The following is a 21,821-nucleotide window of genomic DNA, read 5'->3' as shown; positions in this document are numbered from 1 at the left end:
TCGCATGCGCTTCAATCTCTCCGCATGGGCCCTGGGGAACCGGCAGATTGTCATCTATCTGATGCTGCTGATGGCCATAGTCGGCGCGCTGTCGTACAGCAAGCTCGGTCAGAGCGAAGATCCGCCTTTTACCTTCAAGGCGATGGTGATCCAGACCCAATGGCCGGGTGCAACTGCAGAGGAGATGTCCAGGCAGGTCACCGAGCGTATCGAGAAGAAGCTCATGGAGACTGGAGAATACGAGCGCATTGTCTCCTTCTCCCGCCCCGGCGAATCCAACGTGACCTTCATGGCGCGCGATTCGATGCGGTCCGAGCAGATTCCCGATCTTTGGTACCAGATCCGCAAGAAGATCGGCGACATCCGCCATACCCTTCCGGCCGGTGTGCAAGGGCCCTTCTTCAATGACGAGTTCGGCACGACGTTCGGCAACATCTACGCGCTGACCGGCCAAGGGTTCGACTACGCCGTTCTCAAGGATTACGCAGATCGCATTCAGCTCCAGCTGCAACGGGTGAAGAACGTCGGAAAGGTCGAATTGATCGGCTTGCAGGACGAGAAGATCTGGATAGAGCTTTCCAACGTCAAGCTGGCTACGCTCGGGGTGCCGTTGGAAGCCGTCAAGCAGGCGTTGGAAGCGCAGAACACGGTCATGTCGGCGGGCTTCGTCGAAACAGTGAGTGATCGTGTGCAACTGCGAGTCACCGGCAGTTTCGAGACGGTGAAAGAGATTCGCGACTTCCCCATTCGAGTTGCGGGCAGCACCTTCCGCATTGGTGATGTGGCTGAGGTATACCGCGGCTTCAACGACCCGCCGGCACCACGCATGCGCTTCATGGGCGAGCCGGCGATCGGCCTTGCGGTCTCGATGAAGGCAGGCGGAGACATACTGGTGCTTGGCGATGCCTTGCAAGGTGAGTTCGCCAAGCTGCAGCAGGAACTGCCGGCCGGCATGGAGCTGCGCAAGGTGTCCGATCAGCCAGCCGCCGTGAAGACCAGCGTTGGTGAATTCGTGCAGGTGCTGATCGAGGCGCTGGTGATCGTTTTGCTGGTGAGCTTCTTCTCGCTTGGGGTGCGCACGGGCCTGGTGGTCGCGCTGTCGATTCCGCTGGTACTGGCGATGACGTTCGCGAGCATGCATTACCTGGACATCGGCCTGCACAAGATCTCCCTGGGTGCGCTGGTGCTGGCGTTGGGGCTCATGGTGGACGACGCGATCATTGCCGTCGAGATGATGGCGATCAAGATGGAGCAGGGCTACGACCGCCTCAAGGCTGCGAGTTACGCCTGGACCAGCACGGCCTTTCCGATGCTCACCGGAACCTTGATTACCGCTGCGGGCTTTTTGCCAATCGCCACGGCACAATCGAGCACCGGTGAATACACCCGCTCGATTTTCCAGGTCGTGACCATCGCGCTGATCGCTTCATGGATAGCCGCAGTCGTGTTCGTGCCGCTATTAGGCGCGAAACTACTGCCGGACCTGGCCAAGCGGCACGCCCAGAAACACGGCGGTAGCGAACAGGGACATGACCCGTACTCGACGCCGTTCTATCAGCGTGTTCGACGAGTGATCCGGTTCTGTGTGCAACGACGCAAGTCGGTGATCGTGCTGACGTTGCTGCTGTTCGTCGGGGCGATCGGTCTGTTCCGTATAGTTCCTCAGCAATTCTTCCCTGCGTCTGGACGGCTGGAGCTGATGGTCGACCTGAAGCTAGCCGAGGGCGCTTCGCTCAAAGCGACCGAGGCCGAAGTGCATCGTCTCGAAGAGATGCTCAAGGAGCGCGCAGGGATCGATAACTATGTCGCTTACGTCGGCAACGGCTCGCCGCGCTTTTACCTGCCGCTTGATCAGCAGCTGCCAGCCACCAGCTTCGCTCAGATCGTCGTGCTTGCCGAAAGCATCGAGCAGCGCGAAGCCTTGCGCAGCTGGTTGATCGAACGGTTGAGTAACGACTTTCCGAGCCTGCGTGGGCGCGTGAGTCGTCTGGAGAACGGTCCGCCCGTTGGTTACCCGGTGCAGTTCCGCGTCACCGGCGAACATATCGACGTGGTGCGCAAACTGGCGCGCCAGGTGGCCGGCAAGGTGCGTGAGAACCCCTATGTCGCCAATGTGCACCTCGATTGGCAGGAGCCGAGCAAGGTGGTCTTGCTGAACGTGGATCAGGACCGGGCTCGTGCCCTTGGCGTGAGTACCTTGGAGCTGTCGGACTTTTTGCGGCGTACCTTTACCGGCACCACAGCCGGGCAGTTCCGGGAGGACAATGAACTGATCGAGATCCAGCTTCGCGGCACCGCGCGTGAGCGCGAGAAGCTGTCGATGTTGCCGAGTCTGGCAATTCCTACCGCCAACGGTCGCAGCGTGCCTTTGGCACAGGTCGCCACGCTTGAATACGGCTTCGAGGAAGGTGTGATCTGGCACCGCAATCGCCTCCCAACGGTGACGGTGCGTGCCGACATCTATGGCGATCAGCAGCCAGCTTCACTGGTCCAGCAGATCGAGCCGTCTCTGGCCGAGGTCCGCGAGGCACTGCCCGGCGGCTATCTGCTGGAAGTTGGCGGGACGGTGGAGGATTCGAGCCGGGGCCAGGCTTCCGTGAACGCCGGCATGCCCCTGTTCGTCATCGTCGTTGTCAGCTTGCTGATGCTCCAGCTCAAGAGCTTTTCGCGCTCGGCCATGGTGTTCCTTACCGCGCCGCTGGGGTTGATAGGCGTTGCGTTGTTTCTGCTGCTGTTCGGCAAGCCGTTCGGTTTCGTGGCGATGCTCGGCACTATTGCGCTGTCGGGAATGATCATGCGCAACTCAGTGATCCTTGTGGACCAGATCGAGCAGGACATCGGCGCCGGGCAGGATCGCTTCAACGCGATCATCGATGCGACCGTGCGCCGCTTCCGTCCAATAGTGCTGACGGCGCTCGCGTCGGTATTGGCGATGATTCCACTGTCGCGCAGCGTGTTCTTCGGGCCGATGGCGGTGGCGATCATGGGCGGGTTGATCGTTGCAACGGCACTGACGCTGCTATTCCTGCCAGCGCTGTATGCGGCCTGGTTCCGGGTCAAGGAAGAACAGCAGGCCTAACTCAATCGCCCGGCATCTAACTAGATGCCGGCGGCCGTGAGTAATTGTCGAGCGGATACCTTTGCCAGAAGGGCTTGATTCGGTGGCTCGCGCGTCCCGAATATAGCGGCGCCTCAAGCATTGGTATTAATCGAGCGGGCCACGGCGCGCTGGGTTTGTTCCTTACACTGAAGGACGGTCGACGCTTTTTCTTTCGTGGCGACGCAGCCGAGGCTGAGCCAAGCCCTATCCAACTGCCGGTCGATGTCATGCAGATACACAAAGCCCCTGTGCAGGAGGGACTAGGCTTCTACCCGACATGGAACCGTTGATCAACCGCCTGCAGCCGCCGATCGCTTAGCGTTAGCGCGGGGACTTTTAGGCTTCTCCGTTCGTCTGCTTGGACACGCTGAACGAAGCGCCACCCGCTAAGCTTAAGTCTGTGATTTCTTTAGGAAGCCAGGCCAGAAAAGATGGGCGCAGTATGGCGAACCAATACATCCCGGGAGGGTGGCAGCACACGTGTGCCATCGATCAAGAAACCCGGCAAGAAACCTCCGCACGGTAGCCGGCTGGCGCGCCGCGTAGGCATGTTGCTGGGCGTTTCATTATTGGCAGGCGGTGGCTATGCCGCCTGGCATGAAATGCAGACCTCGAAACTGCAGGCGCTCTGGTTAAGCCGTTACGCTGAAAAGCTCGATTATCAGATCGAGCCCGGCGCAAGTGGCAGCATCCGCTTCCCGGAAGCGGGGCCGTTCGACCGTCGTCTGGGCTACGCGGCCTTGCCGACCTTTCTTGAACGACTCACCGAGCGTGGCTTCGATATCGAGGAACAGGTGCGTTTTTCTCCGGCGCTTCTGCGCTACGTTAACCACGGCTTCTTCGTGCCCTATGCGGAAAAGTCCCAGGCGGGGTTGACAGTCGACGATTGCCGCGGCGAGCCGCTGTACGCCACCAGCTATCCTCATCAGTACTATGAGAGCTTCGATGATGTGCCGCCTATCATCGCGATGAGCTTGCTGTTCATCGAGGATCGCGGGTTGCTCAATGCCGGTCGCCCTCAGGCCAATCCGGCAGTCGACTGGCCGCGCTTTACCATGGCTGCGATCAGTCAGGTGGAGAAGCAACTTGGGCTGCCGGTCCAGGCTGCCGGGGGCAGTACCCTTGCCACACAGGTGGAGAAGTACCGCCATTCGCCTGAAGGCCGTACCGGAAGCGCCGAAGAGAAGATCCGGCAGATGGTATCGGCCAGCGTGCGCACCTATCGCGAAGGCCAGGAAACCCTGGCGACTCGCAAGCGCATCGTCCGCGACTACCTCAACAGCGTGCCGCTGTCGGCGGCTTATGGCCACGGTGAGGTACATGGTATCGCTGACGGGCTTCGGCTTTGGTTCGGTGCGGACTTTGCCGAGGTCAATCGGCTGCTCGATTCCCGCCGCAATGCAGATGCGCCATATGAGGCGCAGGGCCTGGCGTTGCGTCAGGTGCTTTCATTGTTGATCGCTCAACGGCGGCCTTCCTACTACCTCGGCGCGGGTCGGGATGACATGGCCGAGCTCACCGACAGTCATATTCGTCTGCTGGCAAACGGAGGGGTGATCAGTACTCGGCTGCGTAATGCGGCCTTGCAGCAGAAGGTCGTTTTCCGAGACCTGAAAGTTGATTCGGGTATCCGTGAAGTGCCCTCCAGCAAGGGCATCACTGCCGCCCGCATGCGTCTGAGCAGTCTGCTCGGTGTATCGCTCTATGAGCTCGATCGCCTCGACCTTGCGGCCACCACGCCATTGCATGGCCAATTGCAGACTCAGGTTAGCGAGTACTTGCACCGCTTGGCTGAGCCGGTCTTCGCCGGCGAGATTGGTTTGTTCGGCGAACGCATGCTGTCGCCGGAGCGCACCGCTGATGTCCGCTACAGCTTCACACTGTTCGAACGTGGAGAGCAGGGCTTCCGCGTACGGGTGCAGACCGATAACACCAATCAGCCTTTCGATATCAACGAAGGCAGCAAACTCGAATTGGGCTCGACGGCCAAGCTGCGTGTGCTCACCACCTATCTCGAAGTCATTGCTGAGCTGCACGACCGTTATGCGCAGAGCAGTGTTGGTGAACTGCGCAAAGCCGAGGCGGTCGATCCGCTGACTCGCTGGGCGCTCGGCTACCTGATTCAGAATGAGGATCGCAATCTTCCGGCCATGCTCGACGCAGCGCTGGAGCGCAGGTATTCGGCTAGCCCGGCAGAGCGTTTCTTCACCGGCGCAGGCATGCACCGTTTCGGCAACTTCCGACGTGAAGATGACGGACGACTGCCAACCATGCGTGAAGCCTTGCAGGAATCGATCAACCTGCCGTTTGTGCGTTTGATGCGAGATCTGGTGAGCTACAGCACCTATCAGACTTCCAACGGCGCCGAGTTGTTGCAGCGGGACGATAATCCGGAGCGGCGTGAATATCTTCAGCGCTTTGCTGATCGAGAAGGCTCGGTGTTCCTACAACGCTTCTGGAAGAAATACCGCGGCAAGACGGCCGAGGAGCGCATTGAAGTGCTGCTCGACGGGATGCGTCCGACGGCGCCTAGGCTTGCTGCAGTGCATCGTTATCTGATGCCCGAGGCCGACCGCGCAGACTTCGATCGCTTCCTCAAGAAGAGCCTGCCGACCACTGAGCTAAGCGAAAAGACACTCGACTCGTTGTACACCCGCTATGCGCCGGGCGCTTACAGCCTGCCGGATCAGGGCTACATTGCGCGCGTGCATCCGCTGGACCTGTGGTTGCTGGGTTATCTCATCAAGCACCCCGATGCAGGCATTACGGAAGTCATCAATGCCAGCACCGCAGAGCGTCAGGAGGTTTACGGCTGGCTGTTCCGCAGCCGCCATAAGAGCGCGCGCGACAGTCGCATTCGCATCATGCTCGAAGTGGAGGCCTTTACCGATATTCATCGCCGTTGGCAGCGGGTGGGCTATCCCTTCGACCATCTGGTGCCTTCGCTGGCTACTGCGCTGGGCAGCTCCGGCGACAGGCCGGCAGCGCTTGCCGAGCTGATGGGAATCATCGTCAATGACGGTGTGCGCCTGCCAAGCGTGCGCATTGATAGCCTGCATTTTGCCAGCGATACGCCATATGAGACACGGTTGGGCATCAAGCCTGAAACTGGCGTACGGGTGTTGCACAGCGAAGTTGCAGCCGCATTGCGAGAGGCCCTTGGCAGCGTGGTAGAGGGTGGTACTGCCAGGCGTCTGCGTGGCAGCTTCCAGCAGGTCGATGGAGAACCATTGCGCGTGGGTGGCAAGACCGGTACGGGTGACAACCGCATCCAGACCATTGGCTCCGGCGGACGGCTTATCAGTTCCCTGGCGCTCAATCGAACTGCCACATTCGTCTTCTATCTCGGCCCGAACCATTTCGGCACCTTGACCGCTTACGTCCCGGGCCGCGGTGCGGACAGCTTCCGTTTTACCTCGGCGCTGCCGGTTCAGGTGCTCAAGGGAATGGCGCCTATCCTGCAACCGTACCTGCGAGTCGGCGCGCAGACCCAGTGCGAGCCGCATGCCGAACCCGCGCAACCGACGCTTACAGCCAGCATGGCTTCGAAGCGCTGAAGCCCCGGCGACCCCCAGGTCGCCGGCATCCGCTGCATGACGTCATTGCCCGTTTCCGCCCGGTTGGCCAGACTGCTCGCCAGGCGTACCGATGATGGGGCGCCGTGCACGGAGCGTCCAGCATGAAACTACCGATCTACCAGATCGACGCCTTTACCCATGAGCGCTTCAAAGGCAACTCCGCTGCCGTAGTGCCACTGGACGAGTGGCTGAGTGATGCGCAGATGCAGGCTATCGCGGTGGAAAACAATCTGTCGGAGACCGCCTTTCTGGTTCGTGAGCCCGACGGTGCCTTTCACATCCGCTGGTTCTCGCCACTCACCGAAATCGATTTCTGCGGCCACGCCACTCTGGCCAGCGCTTTCGTTCTGCTCGATCAGCAAATGGCGACCGCGCCGCTGACTTTCCGCGCAGCCGCGGTCGGGGATATCAGCGTTGCTCAGCTTGACGATGGCCGACTTGAGATGGATTTCCCCAGTCGTGCGCCTGAGCCGGTCGATAATCCGCCTGTCGAGCTGTTCAACGGCCTCGGCGTATTGCCTCAGGCCGTGCTGAAAAGCCGCCAGGCCTGGTTTGCGGTGTTTGAGCACGAAGAGCAGGTCCGGCAACTTTCACCCGATCTCGTGCTGCTCAAATCGCTCGCTCCGCTGGATGTGGTGGTCACCGCACCGGGTCGTGAGCAGGATTTCGTCTCACGCTACTTCTGGCCGGCCAATGGTGGAGACGAAGATCCGGTCACCGGCTCGATTCACGCGGGGCTTGCACCGTACTGGGCAGAGCGCCTCGGTAAAGTATCCCTGCTCGCACTGCAGGCCTCGCGTCGCAGTGGATTGCTGTATTGCCGTGTCGAGGGCGAGCGGGTATTCATCGCAGGTCATGCGGTGCGATATCTGCAGGGCACCATCGAAATATAGGGGCAGACGAGTTCAGAAGGACTTGATCATACGTCCGAGCAGCGCCATGGCGTCCTCGCTGCGCTCATCCCAAGGGTGGCCGTGATTGAGCCGTGCGCAGTTAGTGAAGCGTCGTGTTGCTGAGAATATGGGCCCCGGCGCAAGGCTGATGCCCTGGGCAAGTGCCAATTGCAGCAACTGCAACGAATCGACCTGCTCGGCAAATTCGAACCAGAGGAAATAACCGCCACAGGGCCGCGTGACTCGAGTGCCAGAAGGGAAATGCCGTGCGGCGGAGGCCAGCATTTCCCCCTGCTGGCGCTCAAGGGCGTGGCGTAACTTGCGCAGGTGACGGTCATAGCCGCCATGTTGCAGGTAGTCGGCGATGGCGGCCTGGGCTGGCACTGAAGGAGAAATGGTGGTCATCAGTTTCAGCCGACTGATCTGCTCGGCATAACGGCCGCCAGCGACCCAGCCGACCCGATATCCCGGCGCCAGGCTTTTGGAGAATGAGCCGCAGTGCATCACCAAGCCGTCACGGTCGTGGCTTTTCACCGGTTTGGGAGGCTCTCGGGTGAAGTACAGCTCGGCGTATACGTCATCTTCGATAAGTGGCACCTGGTGGTGCTTCAAGAGGGCATAGAGGCGCTCTTTCTTGTCTTCCCCCATGCTCGCGCCGATGGGGTTCTGCAAGCTGCTCATGAACCAGCATGCCTTAATCGGCAGGGTAGCGAGGCTGCTTGCCAGCGCGTCCAGGTCGATGCCTTCGCGGGGATGGACCGGGATTTCGACCGCCTTGAGCTTGAGCCGCTCCAGCACTTGTAGGGTCGCGTAAAAAGCCGGCGCTTCGATGGCAACCAGATCACCCGGCTCGGTGACGACCTGCAGGCACAGGTTCAGCGCTTCCATGGCCCCGGTCGTGATTACCAGCTCTTCCATCGGCAGCATCACCCCGCTGACCATGTAGCGCAGGGCAATCTGTCGCCGCAGGTCAGGGTGGCCGCTGGTCATTTCTGCGACCACTTCGCGCGCGGGCATCTCGCGTACGGTCTGCGCCATGGAACGTGCCAGGCGCGGCAGAGGAAAGAGATCGGGGCTGGGGAAGGCTGAGCCGAAAGGCACGGTGGCTGGATCACGCAGGGAAGCGAGGACCGAGAAAACCAGCTCACTCACATCGACATCCGTGGTCTCGCTCAGCCGGGGACTGATCTCCGGCTCATGCAACGGGCGCTTGGCATGTTCACGAACGAAATAGCCGGAGCGCGGGCGCGCCTGAATCAGCCCTCTATCTTCGAGCAGGTAATACGCCTGGAAGACCGTGGAAGGGCTGACGCCATAGGTACGACTGGCGTGACGCACCGAGGGCACCTTTTCTCCAGGCGTCAGCATCCCGCTGCGAATCAGCTCGGCAATTTCGTCTGCAAATTTCTCGTAACGTTTCATCGAAGTACGTATCTGCCAGTTTCGCTGAGCATAGTGGCGTATGTTGCCGAGCCATGCGCCCGGGCCCCGGAGCATGCAAATAAAGCGCAGCGTACAGGCAATCCCAGTCGCTGACGCCCGCTCGTCAACGCCACTTCAACGAACCCTCGGCGAGATGAAGGTGCTTGGCGAACTCACCTGACTTGCCGGGTCGCTCAAGTCCGTTACCGCAAAACGCAGTTCATGGTTGCCGGCGTCTTGTTCATCGAGCAGTGCCACACTGACCGGCAGGTTAGAGATTTCACCGGGAGCCAGAGTGATTTCGAGAGTGCCTTGCAATTCGAAAGGGCCCTCGCCGAGACTGATCAGATAGTCACGTCGTTGTTGGGTCTTGTTGATGACCTTGAGGCTGTACATGTTCTCGATCTGACCCTGCACATTCTCGCGGTAGAGCGTACGGTCCTTGGTCACGTCCAGCGATAGCATCGGTCGCGTATCCAGCGCCCATACAAAGGCGCCAACCATGAACAGCAACGCCGCAGCGTAGCCCACCAGTCGTGGTCGTAGCAGCTGCGACTTGCCGCCTTCCAGCACACGTTCTGACGTATAACGAACCAGCCCGCGGGCGTAGCCCATCTTGTCCATTACGCTATCGCAGGCGTCGATGCAGGCACCACAGCTGATGCAGTCGAGTTGCAGCCCATTGCGAATGTCGATGCCGGTAGGGCAGACCTGCACGCACAGGGTGCAGTCGATGCAGTCACCCAGGCCCTGCGCGCGCGGATCACTGTCCTTGCGCCGAGCGCCGCGGCGCTCACCGCGGTTGGCATCGTACGAAACGGTAAGGGTGTCGGCGTCGAACATCACGCTCTGGAAGCGCGAGTATGGACACATGTGCACGCAGACCTTTTCCCGCAGCCAGCCAGCATTGAGGTAGGTGGCGGTGGTGAAGAAAAACAGCCAGAAGCTGGCGGTCGGGTTGAGCTGTAAGGTGAACAGCTCGATCACCAGTTCCCGGACCGGGGTGAAGTAGCCGACAAAGGCGATTGCCGTTGCAAGGCTCACGGCCAGCCAGATCGCGTGCTTGGCGCCGCGGCGCAGCAACTTGGCAGGTGACCAGGGTGCCGCGTCCAGCTTTATGCGTTGGCCGCGATCGCCCTCGGTGACTTTCTCAGCCCACATGAACACCCACGTCCATGTACTTTGCGGGCAGGCATAACCACACCAGACCCGACCGGCCAGCACGGTAATGAAGAACAACCCGAACGCAGCAATGATCAGCAGCGCTGAGAGCAGGATGAAATCCTGTGGCCAGAACGTAGTGCCGAAGATGTGAAATTGCTGTTTCCCAAGATCCCAGAGCACCGCCTGGCGATCACCCCAGTTCAGCCATTGGGTGCCGAAGTAGAGCAGAAACAGGAGACCGGCACCCAGTAGGCGCAGATTGCGAAAAACACCGGTGAAACTTCGGGTATGGATTGGCCCGCCGGCTTGAGCTGGTGTGAGGCGAATGGGTTTGCGCGGGTCAACGGTTTCGATGATCGCGGCAGGAATGCGTTCGGTCATTGCAGCGCCCCTATCAGGCTAATCAGGCGGTGCTGATAATCAGGGTTGAGTCTTGTTACATAACAGGCTCAGGTAAGCCAGAAATATACGGATCAGATAGCCCGGGTTTCACGATTGCCTAGCCTCCCAAGAGTCGAGCTAGCCAGACGACGTGCCATTGCTGGTCAGCTGAGCGCCTATCAGGGTTGGCATAACACACCCGGTCGCCGAGCCCTGCGGCGTCAGGTCACAGTCGCTGCGCCATGACTGATCCGTTTTTTTCAAGGCTATCTGCACCTGTTTCATGGCAGCCGGCTCGGGCGATAGTGCTTCGCTTGTCACGAAGGCGTGCCGTTACCGGCTATTCCCTGCATGATTACGCGTTCGTTCCGCTGCATTAAGGACTCCTCGATGATTCTCAAAGGCCTGACCTGGCTGGTCGTGCTGCAGCTGCTGGGCAGTGTCATTCATCTTTCGCTGTTACCGGCGTTGCCGGGGCCGATCATTGGCATGGTGCTGCTGTTCGTCCTGCTCTTGCTGCGTCGGGGCATTCCCGAGCCGCTGGAGAAAACAGCCGCACTGCTCCTGCAGTATCTGCCGCTGCTGCTGATTGTCCCTGCGGCGGGGATCATGACCAGCAGCGATGCCTTGCTTGCTGATCTGCCCGCTATTGCGGCCGGGCTGGTCCTGTCGCTGATAGTGACCGTGCCGTTCTGTGGCTGGTTGATGCAGGTGCTGATCCGTCGAATGGATCGCCGGCGCGAGGACCAGCCATGAGCGGCGTAGACTGGCGTAGCGTCTGGGGTATGACGCTTGATCACCCGCTATTCTCAGTTGCGCTGACCCTTATCGCCTTTCAGCTGGCCCTGGCACTTTACCGACGCAGCGGTTGGCTGGTGTTGCAGCCTGTCATGGTCGGCATGTCGCTGGTAGTCGCCACGCTCTATCTGTTGGGTATCGACTACGCGAGTTACCGGGAAGGTGCCTCGATGATCGCCGTGCTGGTCGGGCCCGCGACCGTAGCCCTGGCGGTGCCGCTGTACCGCCATATCAGACGTATCCAGCAACTGTTCTGGCCGATCCTGATCACACTGGTAAGCGGCGGTGTTTTGGGCGTTGTGCTGACATTGACTATCGCTGGTGCGCTCGGCGCGGACCTGTCCGTACTGATGAGCCTTTCGCCGAAGGCTGCGACCATGCCGATCGCCATGCTGGTCGCCGAGCAACTGGGCGGCCTGGCTTCGCTGGCTGCGGTGTTCGTGATGCTTACCGGTGTGATAGGTACGGCGCTCGGCCCGCTGCTGCTGGGCTGGGCAGGTGTCGATCATCCCGCCGCGCGGGGTCTGAGCTATGGCATCAATGCCCACGCCATCGGTACTGCGCGAGCGCTGGAGGAGGGTGACGAATGCGGCGCCTTCGCCGCGCTGGGAATGAGCTTGCTGGGCATCCTGATCGCGCTGTTCCTGCCTCTGGCGCTGGGCTGAGCGGCCGCGTTCGGCCTGATGTTGTCTGCCGAGCGGTTGCGATCAGGCCATCTGCGCCTAGGCTTATGACTCATCCAAAGGAGCCGCCCATGTTCGAGAGCTTTCAGCGTGACGAGTGCGAGGTCAACGGTGTTCGGATCAATTATCGAAAGGGTGGCTCTGGGCCGCCTCTGCTCTTGCTACACGGCTACCCGCAGACCCATGTGATCTGGCATAAGGTCGCCGATCAGCTCGCCGAGCGTTTCACCGTGATTGCCGCTGACCTGCGCGGTTACGGCGACAGCAGCAAGCCGGACGGGGGCGAAACCCACATCGCCTACAGCAAGCGCGAAATGGCGCTCGATCAGGTCGAGCTGATGCGCAGTCTGGGCTTCGAGCGTTTCGACATCCTCGCCCATGACCGCGGCGCTCGAGTCAGCCACCGTCTGGCGATGGATCATCCACAGACGGTTCGGCGTCTGGTCTTGCTGGACATCGCGCCGACCCTGGCGATGTACAGCCAGACCGACGAAACCTTCGCCCGCGCCTATTGGCACTGGTTCTTCCTGATCCGCCCGGCGCCGCTTCCGGAAACCCTGCTCGAGGCCGACCCCGAACTGATATTGCGTACCGCTGTAGCGACCCGCGCCGACCATGTGCACCCTTTCAGCGAAGCGGCCTACGCCGAATATCTACGGTGCATGAAACTACCGGGAACCGTCCATGCCTTCTGCGAGGACTATCGCGCCAGCGCGAGTATCGACCTCGACCACGATCGTGAGGACCGTGCAGCAGGCCGCATGATCGAAGCGCCGTTGCTGGTCTTGTGGGGTGCCAGCGGCATCGTCGAGCGCTGTTTCGATCCCTTGGAGGAATGGCGCGCCGTAGCTCGGAACGTGCAAGGCAAGGCGCTGGCCGCCGGTCATTACCTACCTGAAGAAGTGCCCGAGGCGCTGCTTGATGAAGTGTTCGGCTTTCTCGGCTGATTTCTATGTATCGAATTTGTCGATTAGTTTGTGCGGAATAATCCAACCATTTAATCAACTGTCCAATTGAAGATGGCCTCATTCCGATGCTCAGCGCGCCGAAGCGCCGAGCCAGACCCAGAGGCTATCGATGATTGAAATCCGCCCCCGCGCTGACCTCGGTCGCGCCCAGCATGGTTGGCTGGACAGCCGCCATCATTTCTCTTTTGGGGAGTATCACGATCCTTTGCGTATGCATTGGGGGCATCTGCGGGTATGGAATGACGACAGCATTGCACCGCATTCGGGCTTTCCGACCCATCCTCATCGCGACATGGAAATCATCACCTATGTGCGCAAGGGGGCGATTACCCACGAGGATAGCTTGGGAAATCGTGGCCGGACGGTAGCGGGGGACGTGCAGGTAATGAGTGCCGGGACCGGCATCGCTCATAGTGAATACAACCGGGAGGATGAGGCCACCGAGATCTTCCAGATCTGGATTTTCCCGGACCGATCAGGGCTGCCACCAAGCTGGGGCACACGACCGTTCCCGGTTGGCGAGCGCGCCGGCAGTTTCGTCACGCTGGCCAGCGGCATGGCCGAAGATGATGACGCCCTGCAAATTCGTGCAGATGCGCGCTTGGTCGCGGCGACACTTTCTGCCGGACAGGTTGCCGAATACGAGATTGGCGCCGGCCGTAAGGTCTACCTAGTGCCCGCAAGCGGGCGCATCGAAATCGGCGAACAGACTGCGAGCGCCGGTGACGGCGTGGCGGTGCGTGATGAAACACGGCTCGCCATCAAGGCGCTGGATGATAGCGAAGTCGTACTGGTGGACGTGCGCTGAGTGCGCGCCCGATAGCTTCAACACAAACAACCCAAGAAGAGGAACTGCAAATGGCGAAGATTCTCGTGCTGTATCACTCGATGTATGGCCATGTCGAAACAATGGCAAACGCCGTCGCCGAAGGAGCCCGTCGAGTCGATGGCGCTGAAGTAACGATCAAGCGTGTACCTGAGACTATGCCGGAAGAGGCGTTCAAGAATGCTGGCGGCAAGGTCGATCAACAGGCGCCTGTGGCAAGCCCGGCCGAGCTAGCCGATTACGACGCGATCATCTTTGGCACTCCGACCCGCTTCGGCAATATGTCCAGCCAGATGCGCACCTTCCTCGACCAGACCGGCGGTCTTTGGGCCAAGGGCGCGTTGCACGGCAAGGTCGCCAGCGTGTTTACCTCTACCGGTACGGGCGGGGGGCAGGAAATGACGATCACCTCGACCTGGACCACCCTCGCGCACCACGGAATGATCATCGTGCCTACTGGGTACGGTATCGGCGAGTTCTTCGATATTTCCGAAGTAAATGGCGGCACGCCATATGGCGCATCGACCATCGCCGGCGGTGACGGCTCCCGTCAACCCTCCAACAAGGAGCTCACCATTGCCCGTTACCAGGGCGAGCTGGTGGCTCAGACCACGGTCAAGCTAAAAGGCTGACGCCGGTAACGCGACGCCGGGCCGCTGAGCTTGTCCGGCGTCGCGTAGATTTCAGGCCGCTCACCGGCTTAGCAGCAACCCATACATCAACTCATCCACATAGCCCTCGTCCGTGGCGCGTTTATATGCGGCTCGCTGCGTCCCTTCATGGACGAAGCCCAGGCGCTCATAAAATGCGATAGCGCGAGGATTGTCCGCTTCGACAGTCAGCTCGACGCGTGTGATACCGGCATTGCGTAATCGAGCGATGGCATCCTGCATCATCGCAACGGCAATACCTTGGCCATGAGCCTCCGGCGCGACGGCGAACGTGCCGAGGTAGGCGACATGGGCAGCGCGTCCCACATGCCGTTGCGCCTTATAGAAGCCCATCACCTTGGCGTCGATCTCGTAGACGTAGAAGCAGCCGCTCTCGAATAACGGCTGGAAGACCTTGCCAAAGGCGTCACGTGGCATTGGGTCGAACCCAAGAAAAGGCACGACGGTTTCGTGCATATAGATTTCGAAGATGCGATCGAAATCGGCGGGGGTAACCAGTCTGCGCACGCAATCCTCCTAGGGTAACGGCGCGAACAGCGCCTCGATGTCGTCAGGCTCAAGTTGCCAGTCGCCTGGATTGCTGATGTCCAGTACGCCTGCCGCCAGATCGGCCTTGCGTCGCTGCAGTTGCTGAATCTTTTCCTCCACTGTTGCCCGGGCGATCAACTTGTAGACGAAAACGGGCTTGACCTGGCCGATGCGATGCGCCCGATCGGTGGCCTGATTTTCCGCGGCCGGGTTCCACCAGGGGTCGTAATGAATCACGGTATCCGCGGCTGTCAGGTTCAGGCCGGTTCCACCGGCTTTGAGGCTGATCAGAAAAAGCGGCACTTCTCCGTCCTGAAACCGCCTGACCGGTGTGCGCCTATCCTTGGTTTCGCCGGTGATCTGTACATAGTCGATGGCTCGGCTACGTAGTTCATCTTCGATGAGAGCCAGCATCGAGGTGAATTGCGAGAACAGCAGAATGCGGCGCCCCTCAGCCAGCTGCTCGACAAGCATCTCCATCAGGCTATCGAGCTTGGCTGAAGTACCACCGCGAGCGGGCTTCGCCAAGTCACCCTTGACCAGCCGCAGATCGCAACACACCTGACGAAGCTTCAGCAACGCGTCGAGAATCACGATCTGGCTTCGCGCCAGCCCTTTGCTGTCGATCTCTGCGCGGACCTTGCTGTCCATTGCCAGGCGTACGGTCTCGTAAAGGTCCCGTTGCGCCGGACTCAGCTCTACCCAATGCAAGATCTCGGTCTTGGCCGGTAGCTCATGGGCGACTTGCTCCTTGCGCCGCCGGAGCAGGAACGGCTTGATGCGGGAGGTCAGGTGCTGCAGACGCTCCGCCTCACCATTTTTTTCGATGGGGCTGCGGTAGTCGCGGTTGAACCGCTTGGAATCGCCGAGCCAGCCTGGCATGAGGAAGTGAAACAGCGACCATAGCTCGCCCAGGTGGTTTTCAAGCGGTGTGCCGGTGAGGCACAAGCGCTGACGCGCACTCAACCGGCCTGCGGCTTGGGCAGCTTTGCTGCTGGCGTTCTTGATGTTCTGCGCTTCATCGAGCACCAATATGTGCAGAGGTAGATCAGCGAGGCGGTCGATATCTCTGGGCAGCAGCGCGTAAGTGGTGAACAGCAAGTCGTACTCGTTCAGATGTTCGTAGTACTGCTGACGCGCTGTGCCGTGCAGCGTCGCGACTCTCAATCCCGGCGCGAAGCGAGCGGTTTCATCCTGCCAGTTGGGTATCAGGCTGGTCGGCATTACCACCAGCGAGGGGCGGTCCAGGCGTCCCAGCTCTTTCTCCAGTAGCAGGTGCGCAAGGGTTTGCAGCGTCTTGCCCAGGCCCATGTCGTCACCAAGTACGCCGCCGATGCCCAGGGTTCGCAACGTCTGCATCCAGCGAAGCCCGTCTAGCTGATAGGGCCGCAGTTCAGCATTCAGGCCAACCGGTGCACTTACCGCTTGTTGAGGGTAGTCGCGTAATCGCTGAGCAAAACCACGCAAATCCTCGCCGCCATGCCATTGCAGATCCAGCGAGTCGAGCTGCGCCAGGCGTGCCGCGTCGGCGCGGCCAAGCCGCAAGTTTTCGCCAACCGGCTGTTCACGCATGTAGAGCTCGGAAAGCGTCGCGAGGATAGGTTTGAGTCGGCCGAAGGGCAGCAGCACTTGCAACGGTTGATTGCTGCCGTCACGGCGTTTTTCGAGCTGTACACGGAGGGTTTCGCTGTCGTCGCGCTGAGCCAGCGCCTGGGCCGAGAGGAGCGCCGGGTTACGCCGGATCAAACCCAGCAGAACCGGGAGCAGGCTGATGCGCTCGCCATCGACAATGATGCCTAGCTCCAGATCGAACCAGCTGTGCTCAGGCGGTTCGTCGACCTCCGCATACCAGGCTTCTACCGGCGTCAGGTCATAGGCGAAGCCTGGCTGCATATCGATCCGCCAACCTTGTTCAAGCAGGCCTGGCAGATGAGTCTGTGTGAAGTGCTGCCAAGCGGCTTCATTGGATAGCTCGAACATTTCAGCCGAATCGTTGGGCAGCGCCAGGCTCTGTCGTAGCGCCGGGCGAAAGCCCAGCAGCTTCATCTGCTGGCGCAGCGCTTGCTCGGCGTCCGGACGACGACCGATGCTCAAGACGCGAGCATCGTCGGTGTGTCGCACCCGCTGATTAGGCTTGGCCTTGCCGTGAACCCGAGTCTTGCCGTAGACGAAGCTCAACCCGGCACGGTGCTGGTATTCACCCACCATGCGCCCACTGCCTGGTTGGTAGTTGACCGAGTGATGACTCCCCAGGGCCAGGTGCGGCACGGGAAGTATGTCGTCGACCTCGTGCTCCTCGGGTCTGGCCGGGGCCGGCAGCTGTGGCGCTATCTCATGTAATGTCAGGCTGAACAGTGCCGCTTGAGCTGATGGCACCGAAGGTGCGTCAAGCAGGTGTCGAGCCAGTGGTGCAGGCAGGCCGTGATCGACCAGACCAAGCTCGTTATTCGCGGTGTCGATGTAGTACAGCGGGTCTACAGCGGTGAGCAGCTCGCCATGGTCCTCTGCCATGCTCAGTTCCGGCTGAAAGCTGCCGTCGGGCTGCTGGCTCCAGTTGAAGCGCGCCTGCCGAGAGCACCCCGGCTTTAACGGTGCCTTATCCCAGCTGAGAAAAGCGCGGCCTGTTTCGAGTACCAGGCGAAGCGTCTCTGCGCCATTTTCACCGCGCAGCACAAAGCCCAGACCGTCGGTTCGGCTGAGCGCAACCAGCGCGGAAATCCGCAGATCCATCGGCTGCATGAATCCCGGCTGGCGGAAGCTGGCCTCGCGGAATCCGTAATAGGTTTGCCGCTCCCCCCAGGTGCCGTCCTTGTGCTGACGCACCCGATAGACCTCGATCCTAATGTCCGGTCTTATCAGATACTGGATGCATCCTTGCTGGCTGATCTGCAGGTCATCATTCAGCGCTTGGGGAAGCTGGGACAGCCACTGCTCAAGCCTGTCCGGGAAGCGCTCGCTGGTGTGCTCGCTACGGTTTGCCGGCAGCTGATCGTTCTGCTTTTCAAGGGTGAGGATGAGGGCAACGCTGTGCTTGCAGTTGAGCCCGACCGGGCAATTGCAAATACAACTGAGCCTGCCTTCGCGCGACAGCTGGAGCGACTGCCGATACAGATTACCTCCCGAGCCTCGGCAGGTCGCTTCCAAGAACCGTGCGTCCTCACGCACGATCGTGACCCGATTCTCCAGGGCGTACTGCCGCCCTCTGGCGAGTGCGTTTTCCGAAAACGGCAAACGCCAAGCAGGCGGGAGATGAGGCAGGAAGTCACCCTGCATCTTGGAGCCGCGTCCTACGCAAAAACGCCGATGTCATCGTCAAGGTTTGCCCGCTGACAGACGTTCGAGGAGCGCTTCCAGGGTATTGAAGCGCTCTTCCGCTCGCTCCATGGGAACCTGGAATTTGAACATCGTCGCGCCTTCGAACTTGTAACGATTCGGCTGGCTCTGGATCAACTTGATCAGCACCATCGGATCGACGCTGGTGTCGGCAGCGAACTCGATACGCCCCCCTTGCGGCCCGGCGTCTATCTTGGTGATGCCGAGGCTGGCGGCCTGCAGCTTGAGCAAGGTCAATCTGACCAGGTGCTTGGCCGGCTCGGGTAGCAGGCCGAAGCGGTCGATCATCTCCACCTGCAAGTCTCGCAGCCCGTTTTCATCAGCGGCGTTGGCAATGCGCTTGTAAAGGATGAGTCGAGCGTGAACATCCGGCAGGTAATCCTCCGGTATGAGCGCCGGCACACGCAGATTGATTTCGGGGCCACCGCCCAATGGTTGGTCAAGATTGGGCTGTTCGCCCTTCTGAATGGATTTGACAGCCCGCTCGAGCATTTCCATGTAGAGCGTGAAGCCTACTGCCTGGATCTGTCCGCTCTGGCCATCGCCGAGCAATTCGCCGGCGCCACGTATTTCCAGGTCGTGGGTGGCGAGAACGAAGCCTGCACCCAGGTCCTGCGCATTGGCGATGGCTTCCAAGCGCTTTTCCGCATCAGGCGTCATTGCTTTGCGCGGAGGCGTCAGCAGATAGGCGTAAGCCTGGTGGTGGCTGCGCCCGACGCGACCGCGCAGCTGGTGCAACTGGGCAAGGCCGAATTTATCGGCGCGTTCGATGATGATGGTGTTGGCGCTTGGCACGTCGATGCCTGTCTCGATGATGGTCGAGGCGATCAGGACGTTGAAGCGCTTGTGGTAGAAGTCCCCCATCACCTGTTCGAGCTCTCGCTCACGCATCTGGCCATGGCCGACACCGATGCGCGCTTCCGGCACCAATGCCGCGAGGTCGGCCGCGCATTTCTCGATGGTCTTTACATCGTTGTGCAGGTAATAGACCTGGCCGCCACGCAGCAGCTCTCGGAGCAGCGCCTCTTTGATGACGGAGTTTTGCTGCTCCATGACGAAGGTGCGTACCGAAAGCCGTCGTGCCGGCGGCGTGGCAATGATGGACAGGTCGCGCATGCCTGCCACCGCCATGTTCAGCGTGCGCGGGATTGGCGTCGCGGTCAGGGTCAGGATGTCCACTTCGCTGCGCAGTGCCTTGAGCTGCTCCTTCTGACGCACACCGAAGCGATGCTCCTCGTCGATGATGACCAGGCCCAGGTTGGTGAACTTCACATCATCCTGTAGCAGTTTGTGGGTCCCGATGAGGATGTCCACTTTGCCTTCGGCCAGCTGCTGCACCGCTCCCTGGATTTCCTTGGCCGATTTGAAGCGGCTCATGACCTCAACGCGTACCGGCCAATCGGCAAAACGGTCGCGGAAGCTGTTGTAGTGCTGCTGGGCAAGTAGAGTAGTCGGCACCAGCACTGCAACCTGCCGGCCGCTGTGCACGGCGATGAATGCCGCGCGCATGGCCACCTCGGTCTTGCCGAAACCCACGTCGCCGCAAATAAGGCGATCCATAGGTTTGGGCGCGAGCATGTCGTTGCGCACTGCCTCGATGGCGGCCTGCTGGTCCGGCGTTTCCTCGAACGGGAAGCCGGCGCTGAAGGTTTCGTAGTCGAGCTGCGGATCTTCGAAGGCGTAGCCTTCACGTGCTGCGCGGCGTGCATAGATGTCGAGCAATTCAGCAGCGACATCTCGGACCTGCTCGGCTGCTTTGCGCTTGGCCTTCTGCCAGGTCTCCGAGCCTAGCCGGTGCAACGGAGCCAGTGCATCGTCGCTGCCGGTGTAGCGAGCTATCAGGTGCAGGCTGGACACCGGCACGTACAGCTTTGCCTCTTCTGCGTATTGCAACATCAGGAATTCGGCGGCCTGACCCTCGATCTCCAGGGTGACCAAACCGTGATAACGGCCCACACCATGATCGATGTGTACCACCGGTGCGCCTTCGCGCAACTCCGTGAGATTCTTGATGACATTCTCGCCGGCGTCGCGTCCCTTCTCGCGACGCCGGCGCTGCATGATTCGCTGGCCGAACAGCGGGCTTTCAGCAATCAGCGCCAATGCGGGGTCTTGCAGCAGAAGCCCGTCGTCCAGCGGTGCGATGGTGATCGCGAGTCGATCTTTGCTTTCCACGAACTGCGGCCAGCCGGCGACTTCCTGTGGACGCAGTTTCAGGCGTGCCAGCAACTCAAGCAGCACTTCACGGCGACCGGCGGATTCCGCTGTGAACAGCACTCGTCCGGAAAACTCTTCGAGGAAGCGGCGCAACGCGCCCAGCGGCTCGCTGGCTTTGGCATCGATCGCCAGCTCCGGAAAACTGCTGGCAGGGAAGCGCTCGCGGCCGATTCCCGTCTCCACATCATCGTGGCTGACCACCACACGCGGCCATGACTTCAGGTGGGCAAAGCAGTCTTCCACCGGCATGAACAGCTCTGCAGGCGGCAACAACGGACGCTCGGGATCGACGCGACGCTCTTCGTAACGGTTACGGACGTCCTTCCAGAAATGTTCGGCCGCCTGTTCGATACCCGGGAGCGAAAACACCTGGGTGTCCTCAGGGAGATAGTCGAAAAGCGTGGACGTCTCGTCGAAGAATAACGGCAGGTAGTACTCGATCCCCGCAGGGGTTATCCCGGTGGACAGGTCCTGGTAGACCGGGCAACGGCGGAAGTCGACATCGAAGCGTTCACGGAATCGCGCACGGAAACCGGTGACCGATTCCTTCTTCAGCGGAAACTCGCGCGCCGGCAACAGGCGAATCGATTCGACCTTGTCGATCGAGCGCTGGTTTTCCGGATCGAAGGTGCGCAACGTCTCGATCTCATCGTCGAACAGGTCGATGCGATAGGGCAGGGCGCTGCCCATGGGAAACAGATCGATCAGCGCTCCGCGCACGGCGAATTCGCCATGTTCGTATACGGTGTCGACGCAGCGGTAGCCGGCCGCTTCAAGTCGCGTGCGCATTTGGTCGACATCGAGCTTCTGGCCGACATCAAGCACCAGGCTTGATCCGAGCAGGAAACGCTTTGGCGCGAGTCTGTGTAGCGCAGTAGTAATAGGAACTACCAACACGCCATGAGTCAGGGCCGGAAGCTCGTAGAGCGCGGCGATACGCTGCGAAATGATGTCTTGATGTGGGGAAAAAACGTCATAAGGCAGCGTTTCCCAATCTGGGAAATGCAGGACGGGAAGTCCTGGCGCGAAGAAGGCGAGTTCCTCTTGTAGGCGTTCGGCGCTTTGGCTATCGGCTGTCAGAAGGAGGGTGAATTGTTTTGCGTTGCTGGCTGCTTCGGCAATGGCCAGGCTCAGCGCGGCTCCAGGAAGGTTGCCCCAGGTTTGCTTGCCGCTGGCGGCAGGCATGGGCGGAAGGCGCAATACGGACACGAGTGGGCGTGACTCCGGTCGAAAAAATGGACCGCCCGGATTGTAACTAT

General features: G+C 60.5%; 13 protein-coding genes and 1 pseudogene. 9 read left to right on the top strand and 5 right to left on the bottom strand.

Annotated elements, in window-relative coordinates; all coding sequences use genetic code 11:
* Positions 1-4: 4 nt before the first annotated feature.
* The 4 genes and pseudogenes from EA797_RS10870 (at position 5) to EA797_RS10855 (ending at position 7,571) form a co-directional block, all read left to right on the top strand.
* Positions 5-3,079 (top strand): efflux RND transporter permease subunit, encoded by a 3,075-nt coding sequence (locus EA797_RS10870; RefSeq protein WP_122165212.1) that lies wholly within the window; start codon positions 5-7, stop codon positions 3,077-3,079.
* 134 nt (positions 3,080-3,213) lie between these two features.
* Positions 3,214-3,292 (top strand): annotated as a pseudogene (locus EA797_RS22185) (Zn-dependent hydrolase); the annotation flags it as partial.
* Positions 3,293-3,531: 239 nt separating this feature from the next.
* On the top strand, positions 3,532-6,657 hold the full coding sequence (locus tag EA797_RS10860; protein WP_122165210.1) for a transglycosylase domain-containing protein: 3,126 nt from the start codon (positions 3,532-3,534) through the stop codon (positions 6,655-6,657).
* Positions 6,658-6,791: 134 nt separating this feature from the next.
* Positions 6,792-7,571 (top strand): PhzF family phenazine biosynthesis protein, encoded by a 780-nt coding sequence (locus tag EA797_RS10855; RefSeq protein ID WP_208644449.1) that lies wholly within the window; start codon positions 6,792-6,794, stop codon positions 7,569-7,571.
* 12 nt (positions 7,572-7,583) lie between these two features.
* Here the strand turns inward: EA797_RS10855 and mapR are convergent, their stop codons facing one another.
* Positions 7,584-8,993, bottom strand: a complete 1,410-nt coding sequence (gene mapR / locus EA797_RS10850; protein ID WP_122165208.1) for a GntR family transcriptional regulator MpaR — start codon at positions 8,991-8,993, stop codon at positions 7,584-7,586.
* Between the two features lie 135 nt (positions 8,994-9,128).
* Entirely contained in the window at positions 9,129-10,538 is a 1,410-nt protein-coding gene (gene ccoG, locus EA797_RS10845; RefSeq protein WP_122165207.1) for a cytochrome c oxidase accessory protein CcoG, read from the bottom strand.
* 390 nt (positions 10,539-10,928) lie between these two features.
* Between ccoG and EA797_RS10840 the strand changes: the two genes are divergently transcribed.
* The 5 genes from EA797_RS10840 to wrbA all read left to right on the top strand — a co-directional run bounded on the left by EA797_RS10840 (position 10,929) and on the right by wrbA (position 14,445).
* Positions 10,929-11,294 (top strand): CidA/LrgA family protein, encoded by a 366-nt coding sequence (locus EA797_RS10840; protein WP_122165206.1) that lies wholly within the window; start codon positions 10,929-10,931, stop codon positions 11,292-11,294.
* Positions 11,291-12,001 (top strand): LrgB family protein, encoded by a 711-nt coding sequence (locus tag EA797_RS10835; RefSeq protein ID WP_122165205.1) that lies wholly within the window; start codon positions 11,291-11,293, stop codon positions 11,999-12,001. Before EA797_RS10840 ends, EA797_RS10835 begins: the two co-directional genes overlap by 4 nt.
* Before the next feature lie 89 nt (positions 12,002-12,090).
* Positions 12,091-12,966 carry an alpha/beta fold hydrolase gene (locus tag EA797_RS10830; protein ID WP_122165204.1) on the top strand — a complete coding sequence of 292 codons (876 nt, stop codon included), beginning with the start codon at positions 12,091-12,093 and terminating at the stop codon, positions 12,964-12,966.
* A 130-nt stretch (positions 12,967-13,096) separates the two neighbouring features.
* Positions 13,097-13,795 (top strand): pirin family protein, encoded by a 699-nt coding sequence (locus EA797_RS10825; RefSeq protein WP_122165203.1) that lies wholly within the window; start codon positions 13,097-13,099, stop codon positions 13,793-13,795.
* Between the two features lie 50 nt (positions 13,796-13,845).
* A complete protein-coding gene (gene wrbA, locus EA797_RS10820) occupies positions 13,846-14,445 on the top strand; it encodes an NAD(P)H:quinone oxidoreductase (protein ID WP_122165202.1) in 600 nt (199 codons plus the stop codon).
* Between the two features lie 60 nt (positions 14,446-14,505).
* Here the strand turns inward: wrbA and EA797_RS10815 are convergent, their stop codons facing one another.
* From EA797_RS10815 to mfd, 3 genes are all read right to left on the bottom strand, one after another.
* Positions 14,506-14,991 carry a GNAT family N-acetyltransferase gene (locus tag EA797_RS10815; RefSeq protein WP_122165201.1) on the bottom strand — a complete coding sequence of 162 codons (486 nt, stop codon included), beginning with the start codon at positions 14,989-14,991 and terminating at the stop codon, positions 14,506-14,508.
* A 9-nt stretch (positions 14,992-15,000) separates the two neighbouring features.
* A complete protein-coding gene (locus EA797_RS10810; RefSeq protein WP_122166248.1) occupies positions 15,001-17,343 on the bottom strand; it encodes a DEAD/DEAH box helicase in 2,343 nt (780 codons plus the stop codon).
* A gap of 981 nt (positions 17,344-18,324) precedes the next feature.
* The gene (mfd, locus tag EA797_RS10805) at positions 18,325-21,771 is read right to left on the bottom strand and encodes a transcription-repair coupling factor (RefSeq protein ID WP_122165200.1); all 3,447 of its coding nucleotides are present in this window, start codon (positions 21,769-21,771) and stop codon (positions 18,325-18,327) included.
* Positions 21,772-21,821: the final 50 nt, after the last annotated feature.

The sequence above is a fragment of the Stutzerimonas zhaodongensis genome (assembly GCF_003696365.1).
GTDB classification, from domain to species: Bacteria; Pseudomonadota; Gammaproteobacteria; order Pseudomonadales; family Pseudomonadaceae; genus Stutzerimonas; species Stutzerimonas zhaodongensis.
Note: the sequence above shows the minus strand (reverse complement) of the source record. Positions and strands in the feature narration are given on the sequence as shown.